This window comes from Gimesia alba, from assembly GCF_007744675.1.
Classification (GTDB): domain Bacteria; phylum Planctomycetota; class Planctomycetia; order Planctomycetales; family Planctomycetaceae; genus Gimesia; species Gimesia alba.
The window spans coordinates 5,052,448-5,077,392 of sequence record NZ_CP036269.1 but is presented as its reverse complement, the minus strand read 5'-3'; the positions used below and the strand labels follow the sequence as shown (position 1 = coordinate 5,077,392).

Genomic DNA, 24,945 nt, shown 5'->3' with positions numbered 1-24,945 from the left:
GAGTCATTTCCGCGATATAATCAGCGGATCTTTCAACATTAATCTGCGATAACAACAGACCTTTCAGGAAAAGAACGTGAATCACATGAGTGAAGAATGGATAGCCGACCGCATGCATCTGATCGATGCCTCAGGAATTCGAAAAGTATTCGATCTGGCGGCGAACATGAAGAACCCGGTGAATCTGAGTATCGGACAGCCGCACTTTGATACTCCTGATACTATTAAGGATGCTTTATGTCAGGCGGTCCGAGACGGCAAAAATGCTTATAGCCAGACGCAGGGGATTGCGCCATTAATTGAGAAAATACAATCACGGGTCGACGCCGAATATCATCATGAAGATCGCCAGGTGTTTATTTCCAGCGGGACCAGTGGCGCATTGATGCTGGTTTTGAATACCCTGATCAATCCTGGTGATGAAGTGATTGTCTTCGATCCTTACTTTGTGATGTATACACATCTGACACGTGTTGTCGGTGGTAAACCGGTGTTTGTGGAGACCTATCCGGATTTCACGATCAACATTGAAAAAGTCCGCGCTGCCATTACCGATCGCACCAAGCTGATTTTGTTTAACAGCCCGAGCAATCCGACCGGGCACGTTGCATCGGAAACCGAGACGCGTGCTCTGGCAGAGTTGGTGGCGGAAAAGAATATCGCACTGGTCAGTGATGAGATCTATCGTTCCTTTTGTTATGACGAGCCGTTTGTCAGCCCGGCTGCCTTTAATGAGAAAACGATTGTGATCGACGGGTTCAGTAAATCACACTCGATGACCGGACATCGTCTTGGTTTTGTGCATGGCCCCAAAAGCGTCGTGCAGCAGATGATTAAGCTACAACAATACACGTTTGTCTGTGCGCCGCATCCGGTGCAATGGGCGGGGCTGGCTGCTCTGGAATGTGACATCTCGGATCGGGTGGAAGAATACCACGAGAAACGTGATCTGATGCGGGATCGCTTATCAGACAAATTTGAAATTGCCGGCGCTGGCGGTGCCTTCTACATGTTCCTCAAAACGCCATGGGGAACCGGCACCGAATTCTGCACGGAAGCGATCAAAAATAATTTACTGATTATACCCGGCAATGTGTTCAGTAATCGCGATACGCATTTTCGCATTTCCTATGCGCAGGAGAACCCGGTTCTGGAAGAAGGGGCCGCAATTCTCAATCGTCTGGCAGACCGCAAAATGTGAAAAACCGGGCAGAAAGCCTGTTGTTTTTCTCTGCAGAGTAAGTTTTTTACGACAATTGAAAACTTTCTCTATACCTCAAAGGGTATCACCTCTATTATGGAGAGTGTGTACTTCTTTCTATCAGGTGATAAACGACTTACGATACTGCCAGACAACAACTTATGCCATCTGACAAACGACGAAAAAAGATCGGACCGGTCTCGGCTGGAGCGACCGGAGAAAGTTCCCCGCCGCCCTCAAGCCAGGGAAAAGGAGTACGTACGCAGCAGGCGACAGGGATTGACGATGCTGATACCACTCAGGAAACGATTTCTCAAACCAGTGATTCTTCAAAGCCGTCAAAAAAAGCCAAATCAGCGAGTCTGATCGGCGTTCAGTTAGATGACTTCAAGATTCTGAGAAAGCTGGGGCAGGGCGGGATGGCCACCGTTTATCTGGCCGAGCAGGTCTCTCTCAAACGAGAAGCCGCCATCAAGGTGATGCATAATGAACTGATGAGCGATGAAACGCACGTCAGGCGTTTTGAACGCGAGGCAAAAGCAGCCGCCGGCCTGACCCATCCGAATATCGTTCAGGTCTATATGACCGGCGACTTTCAAGGTACGCATTACATTGCGCAGGAATATGTGCGCGGGATCAATTTAAGAGAACATCTCGCACGCAATGCACCCCCTGATTGTGCGTTGATTCTGCGGATTATGCGACAGGTAACTGCTGCGTTAAATGCTGCTGCGGAAAAAGGGATTGTGCATCGGGATATCAAACCCGAAAATATCATGATCACCTCTCGAAAACTGATCAAAGTCGCCGACTTTGGCCTCGCGCAAATTGCCCAGTCAGACGAACGCGTCGAACTAACCCAGGTCGGCACGACCATGGGCACGCCTTTGTATATGAGTCCGGAGCAAGTCAACGGCAAGCCATTGGACCAGCGAAGTGACATCTATTCGCTGGGAGTCACCTGCTATCATCTGATTTCCGGACGTCCGCCCTTTCACGGGGAAACGGCGCTTTCGATTGCCGTCAAGCATCTGAACGAGCCAGCTCCGCCGCTCTCAAAACGCCGACCGGATCTTCCCGTCGAGCTCTGTGACCTCGTGCATCGCATGATGGAAAAAGATCCCGAGAAACGCCCGGCGAATGCAGCGGAGCTGATGCAGGCGATTAAGAAAATTCCGGAGCAGCCTTCTCTGAAGCAGGGGCGAAGCTGGATGTCACTGATTCCCTTTCAGGGGAATCGTAGCTTTCAAAAGCAGTTCCTTGCGTTTGTACTGGCGTCGCTCTGTCTGGGGAGTGTGGCAGCGGCCATCGGATGGGTGAATCGTCCCGGCGATCCATTGAATGCACCTTTTCAGGAGCAGGCAGGGAAAGCAGCTGTCGAGAGCATCATCCCTCATGAAAAAACGGCGTTTGCGCAGTTCTTGCTCGCGACACGTTTGAAAGATAAAGAAGAAGCCTGGCAGTCGGTGATTGATTATGAACCCGTTAGTGAAGTTTATAAAAGACGTGCCCAGATTCGTTTAGGGGGGTTATTGATCAAACCAGATCGATATGACGAAGCCAAAGCCATTTTTCAGGAGCTGAAGGACTCAGGGCAGGCTCAATATGAAGTGAATGGTTATGCGGGGTTAATGGCTCTGGAGAGTATCAACGGGAATGCGCGTGAAGCACAGGATATCTGGGATATTCGTGTTGGGGATCATATGAACTATTTGGATGCCGGATTGATTGATTATGTCGTAACGGCACTGGAAGAGAACCAGAAGACTCTGGGGGACAAGGTTGATAACAGAGAGGATATTCGCAGGCTTTCTAATTTCACTGATGAGGAAGATCGATCCCCTGGCCCCTCTCCTGATTGATCTAGATGGCACAACGGATGGAATTCAGGGAGAGTTCTGACAATCTTCCGAGCTCCTGTCGAGGAGAGATGTCTTTTCGTGAGCAATGACCTATAATGGCTGCAGTTTCAGCTTTGTTTGAACGGCGCTCCAGTTTTAAGCGTCGATTTAGTTTATCAGGCAGATTTAAGTACATTCGGGCACAGCGGTGGCGATTTTACAAATTTTAAAAGGGAAAGTTCCCGAACAGATTATCGAACTCAGTGGCGAGCGGGTCATCATGGGCCGGCATCCCAACTGTGAGATTGTGCTTGATAATGTCGCTGTCAGCCGCTATCACGCTCAGATTCTGGAAAGTCACGGCTTCTTTTATCTGGAAGATCTGCACAGCCGCAACGGAACCCTGCTGAACGGGACGGTCATCGAAGGTCGCACGGAACTACACGAAAACGATACGATCAGCATTTGTGATATTCAGATGCAGTTCCTGCTCGATTATCAGGAGACCCCCGATTTTCTTGACTCTGCCATTCAACAGACCATGGAAGTCAGTAATCAGAGCTTGAAACAGGGCTCACATGTTGTTGCCCTGGATGGAAGCTCACATGAAGGTGTGCTGGATGGTTCCTCGATTATCAGCCAGCTCGATCTGAACAGCAGCAGTCAGCTCCGAATCAGCGTGAAACCAGAAGTCAAACTGCATGCGGTTCTGGAAATCAGTCAGATCCTCAGTCGTGCTCTGAAACTGGATGAGGTGCTGCCCCGTATTCTGGATGGTCTGTTTAAAATATTTGCCCAGGCCGACCAGGGTTTCATCATGCTGCAGAGCCCAGAACGGAAGAAGCTGGTGGTGAAAGCCACGAAAGCCCGCCGTGCGGAAGATGAAGATTCGATTCGAATCAGTACGACCATCGTACGCCAGGCGATCATGAGTGGTTCTGCCATTCTGAGCGCCGACGCTGTCGAAGACGATCGCTTCAAAATGAGCGAGAGCATTACGTCACTCCGCATTCGTTCAATGATGTGTGTGCCGCTGGTTTCCCAGGGGGGAGACATTCTGGGAGTCATACAACTTGCGAGCCGCGATATCGGTCAGCAGTTTAACAAAGACGATCTGGATGTGATGGTGGCGATTGCACAACAGGCAAGTCTGGCTGTTGAAAATGCCAAACTGCATGAAGATCTGGTCAAACAGCGGGACATCGAACGCGATCTGGAATTTGCCCATCAGATTCAGTTAGGACTGCTGCCGCACAATCGACCCAAATTCAAAGAGTATGAGTTCTTTGATTACTATGAATCAGCTCAGAGCGTAGGCGGCGATTATTTTGATTATATCGAACTGCCGAATGGAAAAATGGTTGTGACGTTAGGCGACGTCGCGGGCAAAGGTGTTCCCGCGGCGATTCTGATGGCGCGGCTCTACGCCTCAGCACGTTATCAGGTTCTATCTCGAAATACTCCGGAAAAAGCCTTAGGCGAATTGAACGCGGAAATTGCGTCCAGTGGAGTCGGGCTGCGGTTTATCACGTTCGTGTTGGCTGTGCTCGATCCGAAAAAACATACGGTTTCGATCGTCAATGCAGGGCATATGGCGCCGTTGCTCCGGAAGAGTTCTGACGGAACCGTGGAGCCGGTAGCACAAGAGAAATCGGGTATGCCGTTGGGCGTAATGAAGAAACAGACGTTCCATGTCGAAACGATTTCGCTCGATCCGGGGGACACCCTTTTGTTTTACACGGATGGAGTCACGGAAGCGATGGACCATGATAATAACCTGTATCACAAAGACCGCCTGGTCAAATATCTGAAGTCGGGACCAGATGAGGTTGAGCCGCTCGTGAAAGGCCTTCTGTCTGATGTTGAGGCGTTTCAAAACGATTCCATGCAAAAAGATGACATGTGCGTTGTCTGTTTTCGTCGCAAGAAATAAAACACTCTCTCAGAGCCCACTCAAGAATATGCTGGTCTCTTTTTTGTTCCACTCAACAGTTGAGGCCCACTTTGACAACCGATGTGATTTCAATTCTCGGCAATGAGGGTAAGGTCGCCCAGAGGCTCGAACGCTACGAGCATCGTCCCGAGCAACTGGAAATGGCCGAAGCCGTCGCACAGGCGATTGAGAACAAAAACCATCTGCTGGTGGAAGCAGGAACTGGAGTCGGAAAAAGTTTTGCCTATCTGGTGCCTGCGATTCTGGCGACCTGCAAACAGAATGAAACCCGGTCGGGTAAAGATCGTAAACGGCTGATCGTCTCGACAAATACCATCAGTCTGCAGGAGCAGTTGATCAACCGGGACATCCCGTTTTTGAATGCGGTTCTTCCGGTTGAATTTTCAGCGGTACTGGTCAAAGGCCGCTCCAATTACATGAGTCTGCGTCGCTTGAAAGGGACCGTCGATCGAGCCAGCAGTACATTTTCGCGTGAAGATGAGTTAAGTCAACTCGATCAGATTGTGCAATGGTCGCGCAAGACCAGTGACGGCAGTCGGTCGGACCTGGAATTTCGGCCTCTGCCCAAGATCTGGGATGAAATCCAAAGCGAACATGGGAACTGTCTGGGGAAACGGTGTCCAACTTATAATGACTGTTTCTATTATCGAGCACGTCGTCGTGTCTGGAATGCGGATGTGCTTGTTGTGAACCACGCTCTGTTTTTCTCTGATCTGGCAATCCGCCGGGAAGGCAGCAGCATTTTACCCGATTACGACACGGTGATTCTGGATGAAGCGCACACGATTGAAGCGGTTGCCGGCGACCATCTTGGTCTCTCGATTACCAACAGCCAGTTCGATTACCTGTTTAACAAGCTCTATAACGACCGCACCCAGAAAGGCCTGCTGTTGCACCACAATCTGGTCGATTGTCAGCAGCATGTAACGCGTTTGCGATTTATGGTCGAAGATCTGTTTGATCATTTGCTGGAGTGGCAGTCGAGTCAGGGCTTGTCGAACCGACGTATCCGACAGCAGCCGCCGATTGAGAATGCAGTCACGCATGAGATGAAGTTGTTGGCAGCGCAAATCTCCGAATACGCCTTTTCACTGAAGAGTGAAGAGGAAAAGATTGAGTTGCAGGCGGTCGCCGAACGCAGCTCTGCTTTGGGGGATGCGTTAAACAGCTGGTTGACGCAGCAGGCTGACGGCGATTCGGTTTACTGGGTAGAAGTTTCACGGGGACGAACACAGCGGGTCAAAATGGTTAATGCGCCTGTCGATGTCGGGCCGGTACTTCGCGACGAACTGTTTAACCAGGCGAACACCGTGATTCTGACCAGCGCCACACTGGCGGTCGGCGATCAGGATTTCAGTTTCACTCGTTCGCGTCTCGGTTTAACGCAGAGTGAAGAGTTGAAGCTGGGCAGTCCGTTTAATTACCGGGAACAGGTCCGCTTGATTCTACCAGGAGCAATGCCCGATCCCGGTGATGCACCGGCTGCCTACGAAGCGGCGGTGGCCGATAAATTAAAACAGTACATCGAACAGACAGACGGTCATGCGTTTGCACTGTTTACCAGTTACAAAATGATGACGCAGTGTGCCGAACGGATTAGTGGCTGGCTGCAGGAACATAATCTGGCTTTGTATCTGCAAGGCGAAGGTCTACCACGTTCCTTGATGCTGGAGCGGTTTCGGAACAACCCTCGGGGTGTTCTGTTTGGCACAGACAGTTTCTGGCAAGGCATCGACGTACCCGGCGACGCGCTCATCAACGTGATTATTACCAAGCTCCCTTTCAGCGTGCCCGATCATCCCCTGCTCGAAGCCCGGGTCGAAGCGATTCGCAATCGAGGCGGAAATCCATTCATGGATTATCAGATTCCCGAAGCGGTCATCAAACTCAAACAGGGGTTTGGACGGTTGATTCGCTCTGCCAGCGATCGGGGACAGGTCGTCATTCTCGACCCGCGGGTACGCACCAAGAGATATGGTCAGAAGTTTCTGGACAGTCTGCCTGACTGTACGGTGATCATCGATCAGGAAGAGGATTTCGATTAATCGGAACCGAAAATGATATCGCTGCTGCAGTAGGAACCGCCGAAGTTATTTGCCAGAGTGACGACCTGATCCAGTCCATCGAGAAACAGATTGCGGCTCAAGTCAGTCAGGGGATGTAGAAACAGAGACCAGAGCACGCCATCACCGATGGCATAACGTGCATCGAGCGAGCGGTCAAAATTGGCTTCCATGACTTCCCATAAATCATCTTCGTCCAGGTCTTCTTCTTTCAGGATCGGCGTCATGATCCGTACGCGGTCGTGAATTTCATCCACAATCAAAAATAGAACCCGTTTCTCATATTCCGCTTTCCAGCAACCTTCTCCCGTCTCAAGGATCGTGCTCACCTCTTCAATCAACTCTGAAATCGATTGCGTGTTCAACGCCGTTTTTATTGTCGCAATCATTGTCCTACTCCTTGAACAAATAAAACCACTGATTGAAATCGTGGGCCGACTTTCAGAACCCAGCGTAATCGAACCTGATGCACTGGTATTCTGTCTAAACCATTACTTTCAGGAAGTCAGGCCTTTTTTTGCAACAAAGATCTGTTACGATTCCTGAGATCGGACCGATTTCAATGTTCCTCACATCTCTATTGTTTAGCAACTCGCTTCAAAAAAGCAACATTTTTTTTGATAGCTTGCCGAATTCTATTTTTTGAAGATAGGAAATCTTTGAATTCGGATTAAAATCAACACGGTTTCTCACTCGATTATTACGTCTGATACAGACAAATACAGGATCACATTCTCATCCTGTTCATGCGGAGTTCCATTGACGAACCAAGACTCAACACAATCAGGTCATCTGGCAGAATTAGAGAAGCAATACCAGGATTTGCTCAATAATAATTTTCTGCAATGGAACAACCGCCGGACGTTTTCACGTTGTCTGGGTGTCGGAGGTCAAGGGGTTGTCTACTTGAGTGCGCGCGAAGGTGCCGATGGCTTCAATATTCCGGTCGCACTCAAACTCTTTTCTCCAAAACGCTATGACAACTGTCGTGCTTATCAAAACGAAATGGGCCGGCTGTCTCAGGTCGCCGCCCGTGTAGCACGGGTTCAGGAAAATCACTTGGTCGCTGTACAGAATTTTGTAAAGCGGAAGCAGATCTACATTATGGAAATGGAGTGGGTCGACGGCTATGACTTGCGCAGTTTGCTCACACCGGCCACATTCAAACAGATTCGTGAACAGGTAACGCTGCGTCGCTGGAAGAACATCAATAACAATGTTTTTACCAAGGGCGTACAACAGCCCCGTTTGAAACCGGGCATTGCCGTCGCCATTCTTCGCGAGTGTCTGGCTGCTCTGGCAGCGTTACATCGCAACGATATTATTCACTGCGATATGAAACCCGCCAACATCATGCTCAAACGCAGCGGGAATGCCAAAATTATTGATATCGGATCGGCCATCGATTTGAATAACCTGCCGTCCATTCAACCCTGCACGCCCACCTATGCTGCACCGGAAGTGCTTTCAGGTGAACGGGCCACCCCGCAGTCCGACCTTGCCAGTCTGGGGTACATTCTGATTGAAGTCATCACCGGATTTCAGCCGTTTGCGAATTTGAAATATGCTCAGTTGATTAAAGCCAAACAGAATATCCTGCAGCAGCTTCCCCAGTGGTTTCCCGACGAAGAATTCGCGCTAAGCGAACCTTTAATGAAACTGATTCATCGCCTGGTGCATCCCAACCCTGCCGAGCGTTTTGCCAGTGCCGAAGCCGCTGACCTGGGCGAAGACGGTGCTGCCGAATTCCATCGTTTACTCGTGAAGAGCGATCTTCCCAGTGATTACGAGAATGAATTGCGGCTCTGGATTGAAGAAGTCGAGACCGACTATTTTGATGAAGGAAAATTTCCGGCCGACCCCGATACGACCGTGTTCACTACACGTGTCTGGCAGGAGCAGGATCAGGATGAATTGTCTGCGGAATCCTGATTGATTCTGGATGACGCCGATATCTTTACAATACTAATAAATGCAGGCCCTGTGCATCCGGTTTTGATTAGAGTTTCCCTCTGATTTTTTCTCAATCCAGATTTGCCGTTGCCCTCAAGGCCTGTTATTTTAGATAGATACAACATTCTTTGTTCTCAATCATCATCAGAGGTCCTTCCGTGAAAAAGCGTCTCACCTTATTTCTGCTTCTGTTTATTTTCGTCGCTTCGACTTCCGTCCCTGCTGCCCCGCCGACATTCGAATTAAAGTCGGGTGATCGGATTATCTTTCTGGGCAATACCATGATCGAACGGGCACAAAAGTTCGGAAGTTGGGAAAGCCTCTTTTTGCGAAGTTTTCCGAAAGCAAAACTCTCGTTCCGAAACCTGGGATGGAGTGCAGATACCGTCTGGTCTGACTCACGTGGCATTTTTGATCCCCCGGCTGTCGGTTATCAGCGGATGCTCAAACAAGTCAAAGATTTGAAACCGAATGTGATTCTGCTGGGCTATGGAGGCAACGAAGCATTTGCCGGCGAACAGGGCTTACCCGCCTTTCAAAAACAGTTGAATCAACTCATCACGGATTTGAAGCCAACCGGCGCCAAGCTGATTCTGGTCTCGCCGCATCGTTACGAAAATGCTGGCCACCCACTGCCGGACCCTGCCAAACACAATCGGGATCTACAGCTCTACGCTGACCTGTTGCAGGAGACCGCCGCCGCAGGAAATCATTATTATGTCGACCTGTACTCTGAGCTCATCCTGGAACCTGCCGGCAAGCCCGGACTCAAGCTGACGACCAACGGGATTCACTTGACCAAAGCCGGCTATCAGAAAGCGGCTGAATTGATTGCCGCCGATCTCGACTTAAAACCGATTACATTATCTCCTTCTGTTGAGCAGGAAGTGAGTCAGTTAACATTCGATAAAAACCGTGAGTACTTTTACAACTGGCGACCGCAGAATATTACTTATCTGCTGGGCTTCCGCAAACATGAGCAAGGCCAGAATGCCAAAGAACTGCCTCAGTTCATTCCGCTGATTGAAGAAAAAGAGGCGACCATCCATCGTCTGGTTTCCACTCAGTAACCCAAATCAATGGTTCTTTGCATACGAAATTCTTTCCGACCTGTTTTTGATCTCTAAAGGATCGTTCCTGTGATAAATCAAGCCGCTCTTCCTCTGAAACGTATTATTTCCGGTTCACTTTCACTGCTCTGTCTGTTGAGCAGTTCCACTCTCTGGGCACAGCGTGATTTGACTGATATTCCTCCTGCCGATCCCGAACTCGAACGGAAGTCGTTCAAGGTGGCAGAGGGTTTCGAAGTCAACCTGTATGCGGCTGACCCCCAAATCGCCAAGCCGATTCAGATGAACTTTGACGCGCAAGGCCGACTCTGGATTGCCGCATCGGAAATTTATCCGCATATCAAGCCGGGTGAAAAAGCCAACGATAAAATTCTGGTCGTCGAAGATAAAGACGGAGACGGCACCGCAGACAAAACCACGGTCTTCGCAGACGGCCTGTTGATTCCAACCGCAGTGATGCCCGGCGATGGTGGTGCCTATGTCGGAAACAGTACAGAACTTTTACACCTGAAAGATACGGACGGCGACGGTAAAGCAGACGTTCGCAAGACGGTACTCGCCGGGTTCGGAACCGAAGACACGCATCATATTCTGCACACACTCCGCTGGGGACCGGGGGGACACCTTTACTTCAATCAGTCAATTTATATTCACAGCCACATCGAAACGCCGCACGGCGTCCGTCGTTTAAACGGGGGTGGCATCTGGAAATATCGTCCCGAAACGATGGACCTCGAAGTCGTCATGCGCGGCATGGTGAATAGTTGGGGCCATCACTTTGATCGTTGGGGCCAGTCCTTCGCCACTGATGGTGCCTACGGGCACGGAATCAATTACACCTTCCCCGGCGCTGCTTTTGTGACGGCGGTCGGCATGGATCGCATTCTGAAAGGATTGAATCTCGGCAGTCCCAAACATTGTGGCCTGGAAATTCTCAGCGGTCGCCATCTGCCCGATGACTGGCAGGGGAATATGATCACAAACGATTTCCGCGGCCATCGCGTTTGCCGCTTTGTGGTATCGGAAAATGAAGCCGGTTATGTTTCTCGCGAACAGGTCGAAGTCATTAAAACCGACCACGTCGCATTTCGACCGATTGATGTCAAGATGGGGCCCGACGGTGCGATCTATATTGCCGACTGGTACAATCCCATCATTCAGCACGGCGAAGTTGATTTCCGCGATCCCCGCCGCGACCATACGCATGGTCGCATCTGGCGCGTGACTTATAAAGGAAAACCAACACTGCCCCGACCAAAGCTGGTTGATGCCACCAATCAGGAATTGTTGGATGCATTGAAAGTACCAGAAGAGTGGACCCGTCAAAACGCGAAAAATGTTCTGCGGGAACGGGGACAGGCGAAAGTTGAACAGGATCTGGAAACCTGGGTGAGCAATCTCGACCCTAAGGACCCGCAATTCGAACACAATCAACTCGAAGCCCTCTGGGTGGCACAATGTATTAACAGTGTGCAGCCTGAACTGCTGCAGAGTTGCCTGAAATCAAAAGACGGCAGAGCCCGCGCCGCCGCGATCCGCGTCGCACGGCACTGGAAGGATAAACTTCCCAACACCTATGAGCTAATCGCACCGCTCGCCGGTGATACGCATCCCCGAGTGCGTCTGGAAGCGGTCCGAGCACTTTCGCTCTATGATCGACCGACTGTCTTGACTGATGCATTGCAGGCTCTCGATCAGCCCGTTGATGAATATCTGGACTACGCACTCTGGCTGACCACGCGCGAAACAAAATCGATCTGGCTGCCTCAAGTACTGGAAGGCACGTCTTCACTGCAAAAAACACCGAAGAAACTGTTGTTCGCATTGACTGCCGTCAATTCGCCTGAAGTGGCACCGGTGATTACTAAACTGATCAAAACCGGACAGATCCCTGATAGCGAACTGCAAACCAGCCTGAATCTGATCGCCAAATTTGGTAACGCCAATGATTTGCAGCAACTGTTTGCACTCGCCTTGAAAACCGATACCAAACCGGCTCAACAGGCCGCTATTCTGCGGACGCTGTCGCAGGCGTTTCAAGCGAGAAAAGTGCGACCGACGGGTGACTTGAGTTCACTGCAACAGCTGTTTTCTTCGAAAAATCTGTCTGTACAACAGGCGGCCATCGATTGTGCCGGGCTCTGGAAAATCGAAGCATTGCAGGGACCCATTCGTAATCTGGCACAATCAGATCAGACCAAATTAGCGCTGCGAAAATCGTGTTTCTTTGCATTAGCCCGCTTTGGCGGCGTAGAGAATCAGGATGTTCTCGAGAATCTGAGTATTGACGGTGATTCACAAGATCTTCGCATCGCATCTGTTGCCGCACTGGCAGAGATGAATCTGAAACTCGCAGCCAAGCAAACGGTGAGCTTGATGAAAGAGATCACCGCATCAGATCAGCTTTCCGCGCTGTCGAATATCTTCCTGCAGCGTAAAGGGGGCGCAGGAGTGCTCGTCAACGCACTCAAAGGGAAGCAGATCGCGAAAGACGCCGCCATTCAACTGGAACGATTGATTCAATCAACCGGACGATCCAACCCTAATCTCGCCAAAGCAATCGCCGTTGCCGGTGGTTTATCCAGCAGTGGTGCTCCAAAACCAGTGAAACTCTCTCCGAAAGAGATGGCCGAGATCGTCAATGCCGTCAAAACCAATGGGGACGCCCATCGTGGCGAAGCCATCTTCCGCCGTGAAGATCTATCCTGCCTTAAATGTCATGCCATTGGGGGCGCCGGCGGCAAAGTCGGTCCCGACATTATCAGTCTGGGTGGCAGTGCGCAGCTGGATTACATCGTAGATTCCCTGTTAGACCCGAACAAAGCCGTCAAAGAAAATTATAATGCAGTGACTGTGATTACCGATCAGGGGAAGGTATTCTCCGGGGTTTTGGTGCGTCGCACCGACAGCCAGCTGGTTCTGCGAGATGTGAATGATAAGATCATGAATGTTCCACTGGATCAGATTGACGAAGAAGTCCCAGCTGCCTCACTGATGCCGGTTGGGTTGCTCGACAAACTGACTCAGCAGGAACTGATCGACCTGGTTCGCTTCCTGTCAGAGCTTGGTAAAACGGAAGCTTATACCGTAGGCAAAGATCGTGTCGTACGTCGCTGGCGCGTGATGAAAGGGACGCCGGAAGCCATGCATGCCATCCGCCGTACCCGACATGCAACCGCTGCCACGGAAAACCCTGCGTTTGTCTGGGAGCCTGCATACAGCCGCGTGGACGGCAGTCTCCCGGTTCGATCTTTCGACGAGATTGGAAAACTGCACATTTCCAATCGTGCCAAGGGTGCTGCATTTGTGCGTTGTGAACTGGAAGCGACTTCGCCTGGCAAAACGATTCTGAAATTCGATTCGGTCGATGGTCTCAAAATGTGGATCGGCGAAAAACCGGTGGTCCTCAAACCGGAGACCGAACTGGAACTCACCAAAGGCAAGCACCGGTTAACCTTCTCGATTGACCTGACTCCCGAACGGGATGTGCTGCGGCTGGAACTGCTGGACGTAAAAGAGTCACCAGCCCAGGTGTCGATTGTAAACGGGAAGTAAGCCACGTTCATACATAACAGGTGTGTTTGAGTCAGTTATTGACTCTGTACACTGCTTTTCTATAGTATAAACGTCTGGTTTAAACAAAGGTGTATGACTTCCTGTTTGCAGAAAAGCTTTGCATTTTGAGTACTCAGCCTCCCCGCCGCCGACGCAGATCGAAACGAAGTGCCGACGATGAAGTTGTGTCTCCTCGCCGGCGTAAGAAAACCTCGGACGGCTCCGTCAGAAAGCAGGCCGTGAATGATACAATTATCATGAAATCAATCGCCGCTGTGGCAGTCTGCTTTGCGGTAATCTACTTTGTTTTTATCTTCGACTGGAGAGATGTCGGCGTGGCGGTTGGCATGGATCGATCTGTAGCGAAACTTCGGGATGATCTAAAGTATTATCAGCAGAAACAGTTAAATTTAGTCGCCTCATTAGACAGTAAAGAACAGGCTGATGCGGCGGCTTCTCAATTGGATGAGCTCGCGAAAAGTCTGGCGGAAATTTCTGTTGAATACGACAACTGGCGTCACCCCACAGACGAAGACGAAATCAGGGCGGCTCAGAATCGCGCGCCGGAAGTAGTCGCAGCGGAAAGACAGATATCAGAGGAAATCAGCCGCCTGATGTCACAGCATCCGGCTCAACTCACCAGGGCATCAAGTCGACCGGCTGATGCGAGAAAATTAGGTGCTCATATCAGCTATCTTGTTTACAGGGCGAAAAAAGAAGCAGACAAATATGGCAAAGAATTGAAACTGGAAAAAGCAAAAGAAGGTGCCTTCAAGGAAGGTTATTCGCCCGTCACAGCCGATACGCGTCTGGCAGAAGGCATGCATCTTCAGGGAATCGATGATTTCTGCAATTGGGCAGACTGTATTGTCAGAACCGTCAATCAGGATGGTACAGTGCGAGTCAGCTTTCATGATCAAACGACCCAGGAAATATTCGGCCATGGGTCTGCATATTTTGACAAGAAGCTGGAACGCGATCAACTGCGGATTCCCGATGGTGTCGGAGCCATTCAGGTTCAACAGAATCCGACGCCCTCCAGGACAGGCCGACGCATTGAGGGAACAGTAAAACGTCCCGGCGTTACAGGAAAACGTATCCTGTCACACCCGCCTGCCAAAACTCGCTCAGATCGCTCTTTTTGATAGCATCATTAAAACTGACTTCCAGAGCGTCTGGTATTTTTTCTGATAATCGAGTCGGTTTCTGTTACGATTAATTCTATAACCAGCTTCAGGATTAAAAGATCAAGAAGCTGGTTCTAGAATGTTCTGAGGCTACCCGTCCCAGACTTCATAAGCTCACTCAATTGATTTGCCTGTCTCTTTTATCAGATGGTCGATTTAAGGCATTATATTTACCACAGCCAGATCACAGTGAACTACCAAACTAAACCGCGTTTTGAGTTTAAATTCGGGATGCGTTCCGGTTATGATGAAATGAGGCAGCAGGAGGCCGTCGGGGATAATTAACGCAAGAAATCAGCCTTGGATCAAACAAATGATGTTTTGAAGATCGAGGCGCGAATCCGTCATTTCTGAAATTCATTGAACAGGAGCGCACGATGTCAACAACTACAGCCAGTGAACTGTATCCCGAAGTCAAAGCCTTTCTCGAAGGGGGGCCATTGAAAGGTATTGTCGGGGGAAACGAAGTCGAAGCGAACAGCGGTGAGACGTTCGTCACATCCGATCCGGGATCGGGAAAACAACTGGCCGAAGTCTTCAGCTTCCAGGCTGCTGATATTGATATGGCCGTCGATGTCGCGGATGCCGCATTCCGCAAAACCGGCTGGGCCCAATTGCCGCAGAACGAACGCAGTGCGCTGCTGCATCGTCTGGCGGATGCCGTCGAAAAGCACAAACCGATGATCGCTCAACTCGAATCGCTGGACGCCGGGAAAATCGAAGCACAGGCACAAGGCGATGTGCAGAACTTTGTGGATACGATGCGTTACTTCGCCGACCTGGCTCAACACGTTCAACGTCGTTCCGTTCTGGCTGTTCCCAATCACGAAGCCTGGACCGTGCGTCAGCCTTACGGTGCCTGCGGCTTCATCTTCCCCTGGAACTTCCCGTTTCTGCTGATCGGCTGGGGTATCGCACCTGCTTTGGCAGCGGGAAATACAGTCGTCATTAAACCGGCGGAAGATACGCCGATGTCCGCCATTTATCTGGCACGACTGGCCAAAGAAGTCGGCATTCCCGATGGTGTCATTAACGTCGTTCCCGGACTCGGTTCAGTCGCGGGAGCCGCACTGTCTGCCAATCCTAAACTCAAACGCATGTCCTTCACCGGCTCTCCCGAAGTGGGGCGTCTGGTTGCAGAATCCTGCGGCCGTAATCTGGTGCCGGTCAAACTGGAACTGGGTGGCAAGGGGGCTGCCGTTCTCTTTAATGATATCGACATTCCTGATACGGCAGAAAAACTGGTGAATGCGATTACCTTCCACACCGGTCAGGTCTGTTGTGATGCCACCCGTTGGCTGGTTCACAAAGATATCTACGATGAATTCGTCAATGAATGTGTCGGGCGTCTGAAAAAAGTCCAGGTCGGGTATCAGCTGAATGATGCTTCGCAGATGGGGCCCGTAGTGAATGAAAAGCAACACAAGCGCGTGCTTTCGTATCTGGAAAAAGGGCAGGCCGAAGGGGCCGAGTGTCTACTCGAAGGGGGAGCTGCGAAAGTCGAAGGCTACAATGGTTACTACGTGAAGCCGGCGCTCTTGGCGGGCTCACTGGACAATGTCGCGGCCCGCGAAGAAATTTTCGGCCCCGTCGCGTATCTGGCGCCGTTCGAAACCGAAGCGCAGGCAATCGAGATGACCAACGCAACCGACTACGGTCTGGCGAACAGCGTCTGGACGTCTGACCTGAGCCGCGCGGCTCGCGTCGCGGAAGCTATGTGTGCCGGCAATAGCTGGATCAATGCACACAATGTCTTCGCTCACGGCGTGCCTTATGCCGGCATCAATAAGAGCGGCATGGGTGGCGGCGTGTTGTCTGTCGAAACCCTGTTCGACTACTGGCGTAGCCTGTCGGTCGTACGTCCTCTGTAAGCGATCTTTACTTGTGAGATTTTCAGGCCCGCAAAACGTTTGAATCAAGGCGTTCTGCGGGCCTTTTTTGTAATGTTTCTTGGCAAAATAAGTAGTTTTAAATTCAGACACCATAAATGGTTGGGACGCGTCGATTCCTTGCTTGACAGGCCCCATTCTGAGGCTCTAAGATCAAGGTAACGATCCGTTTGCTGGGACCCACCTGTTCTCCCGGACCATGATGGCATGGTTTGGTTTCTAAGAGACGCACCAGGATCGCTACCAGATGAGAAAATATAGGGCATGATCAATATGCGTTCTCGTTCCCTTTTAATCTGGCTCCCCTGTGTTGTGTTGGGGGCTACATTTATTTCGGTCTTTGCTGCGGAAGAGAGTCAACCGCTCACGGCGTCTGTCGAAGCGAAAGTTGACTTCAGTCGCGACATCCGTCCGATTCTCTCCAATAACTGTTTTTTCTGTCACGGCCCCGATGAGAAACACCGCGAAGCCGATTTACGGCTCGATACGAAAGCAGGCGCTTTCGAGAGCGCCATCGTACCGGGCAATCTGAAAGAGAGTGCCTTGATCGAGCGAATTTTGTCGACCGATGCCGATGAGCAAATGCCGCCCGCTGATTCAGGAAAAACATTGAAGCCCGCAGAGATTGAACTGCTCAAGCAGTGGGTCAAGCAAGGCGCCGAGTGGCACGATCACTGGGCGTACGTCAAACCGGAACGACTCTCTTTACCCAAAGTCAAACAGACCGGCTGGCCGAAAAACGAGATCGATTATTTTGTGCTCGCGAGACTGGAACAAGCGGGACTCGCTCCTTCCAAACCAGCCGACCGTCGGAGTTTGATTCGCCGCCTCTATCTGGATCTACAGGGTTTACCCCCCTCAGCAGCCGAAGTTGATGCATTTGTGAATTCGAAAGATCCGAACGCCTATGAAAAGCTGGTCGACCAACTGCTGGCATCTCCACAGTACGCGGAACGCATGACGCTCAAGTGGCTCGATCTGGCCCGCTATGCTGACACAAACGGTTATTCGATCGACGGCGGCCGGCATATGTGGCTCTGGCGGGACTGGGTGATTGACTCCTTCCATAAGAATAAACCGTTTAATGAATTCATCACCGAACAGATTGCCGGCGATCTGATTCCCGACGCGACTCCCTGGCAGAAAGTCGCCACCGGCTTCAGTCGCAATCACATGATCACGCACGAAGGGGGCACGATTCCCGCAGAGAATCTGGTGAACTACACCGTCGATCGGGTGAAGACCACGTCCGAAGTCTTTCTCGGTTTAACGATGGGCTGTGCTCAGTGTCACAATCACAAATACGATCCGATCACGATGAAAGACTTTTATCAGTTCTTTGCTTACTTCAATACGCTTGAAGACCGGGGGCTGGACGGGAACGCCGGAATCAATGCCGGTCCCAAGTTGTCGGTGAAAACGGAACTTTCATTCGCTGCTGAAGAAATCAAATCTCTGGATCAGGAGCTGACTCGTCTGGAGAACGAACTGGCCCACCCAGACGAGACAAAGCTTGCTGCCTGGGAATCGCAAGTAAAACGGGAACTGGCGGAACGCGGCCAGGGTTTGAAACTGCACGAACTGGAGATCATCAAGGTCTCCGATCCAAATACGCGGACCGCCTTTGAAACCAGTGAGGACGGGCACGTGCTGGCATTAAAGCCCAGTGGCCGTTCGCCTTCGATTTCTCTCAAAGTCAAAGAAGGCGTTGACCAACTCACGGGGCTGCGGATTGTCTTTTATCCCAATGAAAAATTACCGGAAGGGGGCATCGGGCACGGCAAGAAACAGTCCTTCCCCGGCGGATTCATTCTGACGAGCTTCGCGGCCTCGGGAACCGCAATCCATTCCGATCAGCTTGACCTGTATGCGATGTTTAATATCGCCAAGATCACTGCCAGCAATTCACACCCCGATTATCCGGTCATCGATTGTCTCGATCCGCGAGACCACAACGGCTGGTCTCCCGCGCCGGAAAACAAGAAGCAGCAACATTTGACGGTGACATTTGACAAACCCTACGATGCGAAAAACTCGCACTACGTCACTGTGATGCTGGTCTGGGGGGGCGGCAAGTTTGGCGGAGGTCAGACTCTGATGGCCGGCGATTATCAGGTTTTCGGAATCTCAGGCCAGGATGACGGCACCAACATTCCTGCTGAGATTCAAAGCATACTTGCCGTCGATCCGAACGCCCGCAATGCGAAACAGATCGAAACTCTAAAAGCCTACTATAGCCAGATTGCTCCCGAATTCAAAAATTTGCGGCATCAATTAGTTAATCTCAAAGAGCGTCGCCAGATGCTGACAAGTTCGTTTGAAACCATGATCATGAACACGGCGAAAAAGCCGCGGGAAACATTTATTCTCAATCGTGGACAGTACGATCAGCCGACCGAGAAAGTTTCCACAGGCGTGCCCGGCTTCTTACCCGGTTTACCAGAGAAAGCACCCGCGAATCGGATGGCACTCGCCCAGTGGTTGACCTCGCGTGAGAATCCGCTGGTGACCCGCGTGGCCATCAATCGGTTCTGGGAAATGCTGTTCGGGCAGGGCATCGTTTCCACGACCGCCGACTTTGGTTCACAGGGTGATCCGCCAACGCATCCGAAACTGCTTGACTGGCTGGCAGTTGATTTTTATGAGTCGGGTTGGGATGTCAAACGCATCATCAAGAAGATCCTGATGTCGGCCACGTATCAACAGTCGTCCTCGGGAACGCCGGAACTCTGGAAGCGGGACCCGCAGAATCGTCTGCTGGCGCGCGGCGGTCGGTTCCGTTTGCAGGCAGAAGCGATTCGGGACGCCACCCTCAAAGTCTCCGGCTTGCTCGTCGAACGCGTGGGCGGAGCGAGTGTGAACCCCTACCAGCCGGAAGGACTCTGGCGGGAAGTCAGTCACTATGGCAGTTCTCCCGCAACCGCGCAGGTCTTCGTGCAGGATCACGGCGAGAAACTGTATCGTCGGAGTATGTATACCTACTGGAAACGGACCGTTCCACCGCCAAACATGCAGACCTTTGACGCACCGAACCGCGAAGTCTGTCTGGTGAGTCGGGCACGCACGAATACGCCGCTGCAGTCGCTGGTACTGTTGAATGACGTGCAGTTCGTGGAAGCATCACGGAACTACGCCGAGCGGATCATGAAAGAAGGTGGTTCGGACATCGATTCGCGGATTCAGTTTGCTTTCAAAGAAGCGTTGGGGCGTTTGCCTGAAGCGTGGGAAGTGAAAACGGCCAAAGCCGCTTACCAACGCGAACTGAAAAATTATCAAACAAATGAAAGTGCCGCACTGGCTTTGTTGAGTCAGGGAGAGTCGAGCCGCGATGAAGCGCTGGCTCCTGCGGAAGTGGCTGCCTGGACCGCGGTGGCCAGCATGATTTTCAATACTTACGAATTTATTACCCGGGGATAGTGATGGACCCAATATTTGAATACGAACGCAATATAACACGGCGCACGCTGCTCGGACGCTCGGCACGTGGCATCGGCGGGGCAGCTCTGGCGAGCTTGCTTTACCCGGAACTGTTCAATCAGAGTGCGAATGCGGAAGCGATTCCCGAAGGCGTACAGCAAATTGCACCCAAGGCGAAACGGATTATCTACCTGTTTCAGTCGGGCGGACCTTCGCACGTCGACCTGTTCGACTACAAGCCGATTCTGCGCAAACTGCACGGTTCGGATCTGCCCGATTCCGTAAAGGGGACACAAAGGGTGACGGGGATGACGGCCCGCCAGAAATCGTATCCGGTTGTGGCACCCTTCTGGGAAATGAAGCAGTGCGGCGAACATCAGACCTGGATCAGCGAGCGGCTGCCGCATACGCAGACCATCGCCGATGATATTACGATTATCAAATCGCTTAATACCGAAGCGATCAACCACGATCCCGCGATTACCTTCATCAATACGGGCACCCAGCAGATCGGCCATGCGAGCCTTGGCTCCTGGCTGAGTTACGGGTTGGGAAGCGAAAACGAAAACCTGCCCGCGTATATGGTGATGCTATCACAGGGAACGGGAAAAAATCCGGGACAGCCTCTGTTTGATCGCCTCTGGGGTTCCGGCTTTCTGCCACCCAGTCATCAGGGCGTCAAACTGCGTCCCGGTTCCAGCCCGGTGTTGTATCTGTCGAATCCGGCGGGTATCGATCGAAAACAGCGTCGCAAATTATTAGACGATTTAGCCACTCTGAACCGGGGTCAGGCTGAAGAAATCGGCGATCCTGAAATTCAGGCTCGCATCAATTCGTATGAGATGGCGTACCGAATGCAGACCTCGGTCCCCGAACTGATGGACCTCTCCAGTGAGACGCAGAAAACATTTGAAATGTACGGACCCGAATCCCGCAAGCCGGGCAGCTTTGCTGCCAATTGTCTGCTGGCCCGCCGGATGACCGAGCGCGGCGTCCGGTTCGTGCAACTCTTCCACCGTGGCTGGGACCAGCATGTCTCGCTCAAAGCACAACTGCCGAACCAGTGTCTCGACGTCGATCAACCCTCAGCCGCGCTGATCAAAGATCTGAAACAACGTGGTCTGTTGGATGAAACGCTGGTGATCTGGGGCGGCGAATTCGGTCGCACCGTTTACAGTCAGGGCGCCATTGGCAGCCCGAGTGCGGGCCGCGATCATCATGGCCGTTGTTTCTCGATCTGGATGGCGGGCGGTGGCATCAAACGGGGTTTCGAATACGGCAAGACCGACGATTTCTGCTACAACATCGTCGAAAATCCGGTCCACATCCGCGACATGAACGCCACCATCCTGCACTGCATGGGCATCGACCATCGTCGCCTGACCTACAAATACCGCGGCCTCGACGCCCGCCTCACCGGCGTCGAAGAAGCCCACGTCATGCACGACATTTTGGGGTGATGCTGGTTTTGTGGGAATTGTCCGGGCTAGGGATGCTGTAGATGATCTGCACTGTCGGGCCAGCCGACAGTGGCACCCAACGCGGAAGATGTCGTTGATATTTAGCATTACTTTGTTCGTTTCTTACGCTTTTCATAAGCACTGCCTTGCCTTGATTCTCTGAAAGTCTCGGAATGAAATTCTGTTGTTTTGCGCTTGCGTTTATGCTCTGTTTTCCGGTTGATTCACAGGCTGCTGATGTTTCAAAACCAGATAAGCATGTTGGCAACTATCGCCGGGGGCGGGCTCTGTTTGCGCAGCGGGGGTGTGCGGCCTGTCATGCCGTGGATGGGAAAACGGTTTCACTGGGGCCGGATTTGACCAAGCCTGAGAAGCCATTGACGCGGCAGGAATTTCTGGAGTCGATCAATGAGCCGAGCAAACAGATCAAAAAGGGATATGAGGCATATTCGATTCTGCTGGAGTCGGGAAAAGTTCTCACGGGACGGATCACGAATCAGACCGACGACGCAGTGACTGTGTTGATCCCGGATCATCAATTGGTCGAAGAGCAGACGATTCCCCGCGATGAAATTGAGGAACTTGTCAAACAATCGGTTTCCGTGATGCCGAAGGGACTTTTGAAGGGAGTTCCCGAGTCACAGGTCTCTGATCTGCTGGCTTACCTTGCCTCTGTGGGTGACCCGAAAATGACGGCACCACCCCGTGTGACGATTCCTGCTAAACAGCCGGGTGTGATGCGCGAACCGGAAGACGCCGATTCCACATTTTATTCTCCTGAAGAATCGATGAAGCGGATTCATCTGGCACCCGGTTACCGGCTGGAACTGGTGGCTGCGGAGCCGATGATTGAAGAGCCGGTGCTCTGTGTCTGGGATGGCAACGCGCGGATGTATGTGGCTGAGATGCGGACTTATATGCAGGATGCGGATGGTGTTGATCAGGATTTGCCCCGGTCGCGCGTGTCGATGCTGGAAGATACGGACGGTGACGGCCGCATGGATAAAGTCTCGCGATTCATTGACAATATGGTCCTGCCGCGCATGATTTTGCCGTTCGATGATCGGATTATCGTCAATGAAACGTACACCGAAGATTACTACAGCTACCGCGATACCAACGGCGATGGCGTGGCGGACGAAAAAATTCTGCTCTATCCGGGGGGCAAAGCAGGGGGGAACCTCGAACACCAAAACAGTGCGCTGACCTGGGGCATTGATAATTGGATTTACTCTGCACGCTTGGGATCCCAACGGCACCGTTTCCGAAACGGGAAATGGGAGTCCGAGCGGATCTACGGTGATCACGGTCAATGGGGGCTGGCGATGGATGATGTCGGGCGGTTCTTCCTCTCAGCTGCGGGGGGAGAGAAACCGGCGTATGGATTCCAACAACTGCCGCAGTACGGCAGATTGAACTTACCCGGAGAACTTGAACCGAATTTCGAAGCCGTCTACCCGATTGTAAAGATGGTCGATGTTCAGGGCGGACTGGGACGCGTCGATAAGGAACGGGGCGGGTTGAATCGATTTACTGGTTGTGCCGGACAATCGATTTATCGTGGCGATCAGATGCCCGATGATTTTAAGGGAGACTATATTCTCCCCGAGCCGGTCGGTCGCCTGGTGCGACGGGCGAAAGTGACACAGATCGACGGCAAGACAATGCTTAGCAATGCCTATGAAAATTCGGAATTTATTGCTTCGACGGATAAAAACTTTCGTCCGCTCTGGTCGGCCACCGGTCCTGATGGATGCCTTTATATTGTTGATATGTATCGCGGCATTATTCAGGAAGGGAACTGGACGCGGAAAGGCTCTTATTTGCGAGGCGTAATCGACAAAGAGGGCTTTGCGAAAAACATCGGCCGTGGTCGCATCTATCGCGTTGTGCATGAAACAACGAATCGCCAGCCGCCTCCGAAACTGTTAGGTATGACCACTGCACAACTGGTGGAAGAACTTTCGCACTCCAATGGTTGGCGACGTGATACGGCGCAGAAGTTGATCGTGTTACGAAGTGACAAATCAGTCGTTCCCGCTTTGGAACAGTTAGTAAAAACCGGTGATTACCCTCTGGGACGCTTGCATGCACTGTGGACATTGGACGGATTGGAAGCGACGACGAAAGTGTTGATTCTGACTGCGCTCGGTGATTCCGATTCGCGAGTGAAACAGGCGGCGATGCGACTCAGTGAGCCTTTACTGGCAGACGATGCCGATCTTGTGAAGTACGTTGCGGATGCCGGCTATGATGACGACATCGGTGTTGTCGTGCAGGCGGTGAATTCGTTGCGGTATGCAAAGTCTGACCTGGGGCGGCAGTTGATCAGCGAATTTGCCGCCGCGTATGCTGAGAATGATCTGGTACTGGTTTCTTCACAGGCCAGCCTGCGATATCGGGAAGGGGGGAATCAACCGGTGTTTGCCAACCTGGATGCGAAAACACTAGAGCAGATGAAGCAGGGTTATCAGACTTATACGCTGTTGTGTATCCGCTGTCACGGGCACGATGGAAAGGGAGCGATTTCGAGCGACGGGTTACAGTTGGCACCGTCACTGGCCAAATCGCCTCGCCTGCTGGCAACTCCCGAACTTCCGGCCCGGATTCTCCTGCACGGTCTCAAGGGGCCGATTGAGGGGAAGAAGTATCCAGGTCTGATGGAGTCGATGCAGCGACAGGACGATGCATGGATCGCCTCGGCTTTGACTTATGTTCGCAAGAGTTTTGGCAATAACGGCTCTGCAGTCACGGTAGAAGACGTTGCCCTTGTACGCAGCATGACACAGGACCGGGATCAACCTTATACGATTGAAGAACTAGCCGATTTCCTGCCGATCACACTGGATGTGATGAAAACGTGGAAACTCTCCGCTTCGCATGGCGGAGAGCATGTGGGGGCGGCGATTGACGGGAATTCGAATACGCGGTATTCCACAAACGAGAGTATGAAGCCCGGTATGTGGTTTTCGTTTGATATGCAACAGCCTTACAACGTGACCAGCATTCTGCTCGACACGCAGAAATCAAAGGGGGACTATCCCCGCGGCTATACCGTCTCGATCAGCGACGATGGCAAGACGTGGTCTGAACCCATTATCGAAGGCAAAGCGACGACCGCAATCACCGATCTCCCGTTTCCCAAAGGTGTGTCAACCCGCTTCGTGAAGATTGAACAAACGGGCCAGCATGGTCTGTTCTGGTCGATTCATGAATTAAAGGTGTATGGGAAGCCGACTGAGTGATTGATTCTTTTATTGACTACCACGAAAGATATTTCGGTCCTATTGTTCACTGGCAAATTAAAAAATGGAGGCAGAGCAGGGAGGCAGGCCCGCATCGCCCCCCTGCATTC

Annotated in this window: 13 protein-coding genes; 12 read left to right on the top strand and 1 reads right to left on the bottom strand. The window is 51.7% G+C overall.

All coding sequences use genetic code 11. From position 1 onward, the window contains the following. Positions 1 to 85: 85 nt before the first annotated feature. The 4 genes from Pan241w_RS18985 (at position 86) to Pan241w_RS18970 (ending at position 7,041) form a co-directional block, all read left to right on the top strand. Positions 86 to 1,201 carry a pyridoxal phosphate-dependent aminotransferase gene (locus Pan241w_RS18985; RefSeq protein WP_145223443.1) on the top strand — a complete coding sequence of 372 codons (1,116 nt, stop codon included), beginning with the start codon at positions 86 to 88 and terminating at the stop codon, positions 1,199 to 1,201. Between the two features lie 161 nt (positions 1,202 to 1,362). After that, on the top strand, positions 1,363 to 3,063 hold the full coding sequence (locus tag Pan241w_RS18980) for a serine/threonine protein kinase (protein ID WP_145218870.1): 1,701 nt from the start codon (positions 1,363 to 1,365) through the stop codon (positions 3,061 to 3,063). A 187-nt stretch (positions 3,064 to 3,250) separates the two neighbouring features. Then, a complete protein-coding gene (locus Pan241w_RS18975; protein ID WP_145218868.1) occupies positions 3,251 to 4,975 on the top strand; it encodes a SpoIIE family protein phosphatase in 1,725 nt (574 codons plus the stop codon). Positions 4,976 to 5,034: 59 nt separating this feature from the next. Beyond that, entirely contained in the window at positions 5,035 to 7,041 is a 2,007-nt protein-coding gene (locus tag Pan241w_RS18970) for an ATP-dependent DNA helicase (protein WP_145218865.1), read from the top strand. Here Pan241w_RS18970 and Pan241w_RS18965 read toward each other — a convergent pair. Next, positions 7,038 to 7,448, bottom strand: coding sequence for a hypothetical protein (locus Pan241w_RS18965; protein WP_145218864.1), 411 nt, complete (start codon positions 7,446 to 7,448; stop codon positions 7,038 to 7,040). The genes Pan241w_RS18970 and Pan241w_RS18965 overlap by 4 nt on opposite strands. A 370-nt stretch (positions 7,449 to 7,818) precedes the next feature. Between Pan241w_RS18965 and Pan241w_RS18960 the strand changes: the two genes are divergently transcribed. The 8 genes from Pan241w_RS18960 to Pan241w_RS18925 all read left to right on the top strand — a co-directional run bounded on the left by Pan241w_RS18960 (position 7,819) and on the right by Pan241w_RS18925 (position 24,835). After that, entirely contained in the window at positions 7,819 to 8,991 is a 1,173-nt protein-coding gene (locus Pan241w_RS18960) for a serine/threonine-protein kinase (RefSeq protein ID WP_145218862.1), read from the top strand. A 179-nt stretch (positions 8,992 to 9,170) separates the two neighbouring features. Next, positions 9,171 to 10,082: an SGNH/GDSL hydrolase family protein gene (locus Pan241w_RS18955; protein WP_145218860.1), complete on the top strand. Its 912-nt coding sequence runs from the start codon at positions 9,171 to 9,173 to the stop codon at positions 10,080 to 10,082. Between the two features lie 69 nt (positions 10,083 to 10,151). Continuing rightward, complete coding sequence (locus Pan241w_RS18950) at positions 10,152 to 13,637, top strand: PVC-type heme-binding CxxCH protein (RefSeq protein WP_145218858.1); 3,486 nt, start codon at positions 10,152 to 10,154, stop codon at positions 13,635 to 13,637. A gap of 125 nt (positions 13,638 to 13,762) precedes the next feature. Then, entirely contained in the window at positions 13,763 to 14,782 is a 1,020-nt protein-coding gene (locus Pan241w_RS18945) for a hypothetical protein (protein ID WP_145218856.1), read from the top strand. 419 nt (positions 14,783 to 15,201) lie between these two features. Further along, positions 15,202 to 16,695, top strand: a complete 1,494-nt coding sequence (locus tag Pan241w_RS18940; RefSeq protein ID WP_145218854.1) for an aldehyde dehydrogenase family protein — start codon at positions 15,202 to 15,204, stop codon at positions 16,693 to 16,695. 291 nt (positions 16,696 to 16,986) lie between these two features. Then, positions 16,987 to 20,130, top strand: a complete 3,144-nt coding sequence (locus Pan241w_RS18935) for a PSD1 and planctomycete cytochrome C domain-containing protein (protein WP_198000021.1) — start codon at positions 16,987 to 16,989, stop codon at positions 20,128 to 20,130. Positions 20,131 to 20,132: 2 nt separating this feature from the next. Then, positions 20,133 to 21,590, top strand: coding sequence for a DUF1501 domain-containing protein (locus tag Pan241w_RS18930; RefSeq protein WP_145218849.1), 1,458 nt, complete (start codon positions 20,133 to 20,135; stop codon positions 21,588 to 21,590). Between the two features lie 173 nt (positions 21,591 to 21,763). After that, a complete protein-coding gene (locus Pan241w_RS18925; protein WP_145218847.1) occupies positions 21,764 to 24,835 on the top strand; it encodes a DUF7133 domain-containing protein in 3,072 nt (1,023 codons plus the stop codon). Positions 24,836 to 24,945 lie beyond the last annotated feature (110 nt).

Coding starts and splice junctions, on each gene's coding strand:
- Pan241w_RS18985 (WP_145223443.1), top strand. CDS start 86: ATGAGTGAAGAATGGATAGCCGACCGCATGCATCTGATCGATGCCTCA.
- Pan241w_RS18940 (WP_145218854.1), top strand. CDS start 15,202: ATGTCAACAACTACAGCCAGTGAACTGTATCCCGAAGTCAAAGCCTTT.
- Pan241w_RS18935 (WP_198000021.1), top strand. CDS start 16,987: ATGCGTTCTCGTTCCCTTTTAATCTGGCTCCCCTGTGTTGTGTTGGGG.
- Pan241w_RS18930 (WP_145218849.1), top strand. CDS start 20,133: ATGGACCCAATATTTGAATACGAACGCAATATAACACGGCGCACGCTG.
- Pan241w_RS18965 (WP_145218864.1), bottom strand. CDS start 7,448: ATGATTGCGACAATAAAAACGGCGTTGAACACGCAATCGATTTCAGAG.
- Pan241w_RS18925 (WP_145218847.1), top strand. CDS start 21,764: ATGAAATTCTGTTGTTTTGCGCTTGCGTTTATGCTCTGTTTTCCGGTT.
- Pan241w_RS18980 (WP_145218870.1), top strand. CDS start 1,363: ATGCCATCTGACAAACGACGAAAAAAGATCGGACCGGTCTCGGCTGGA.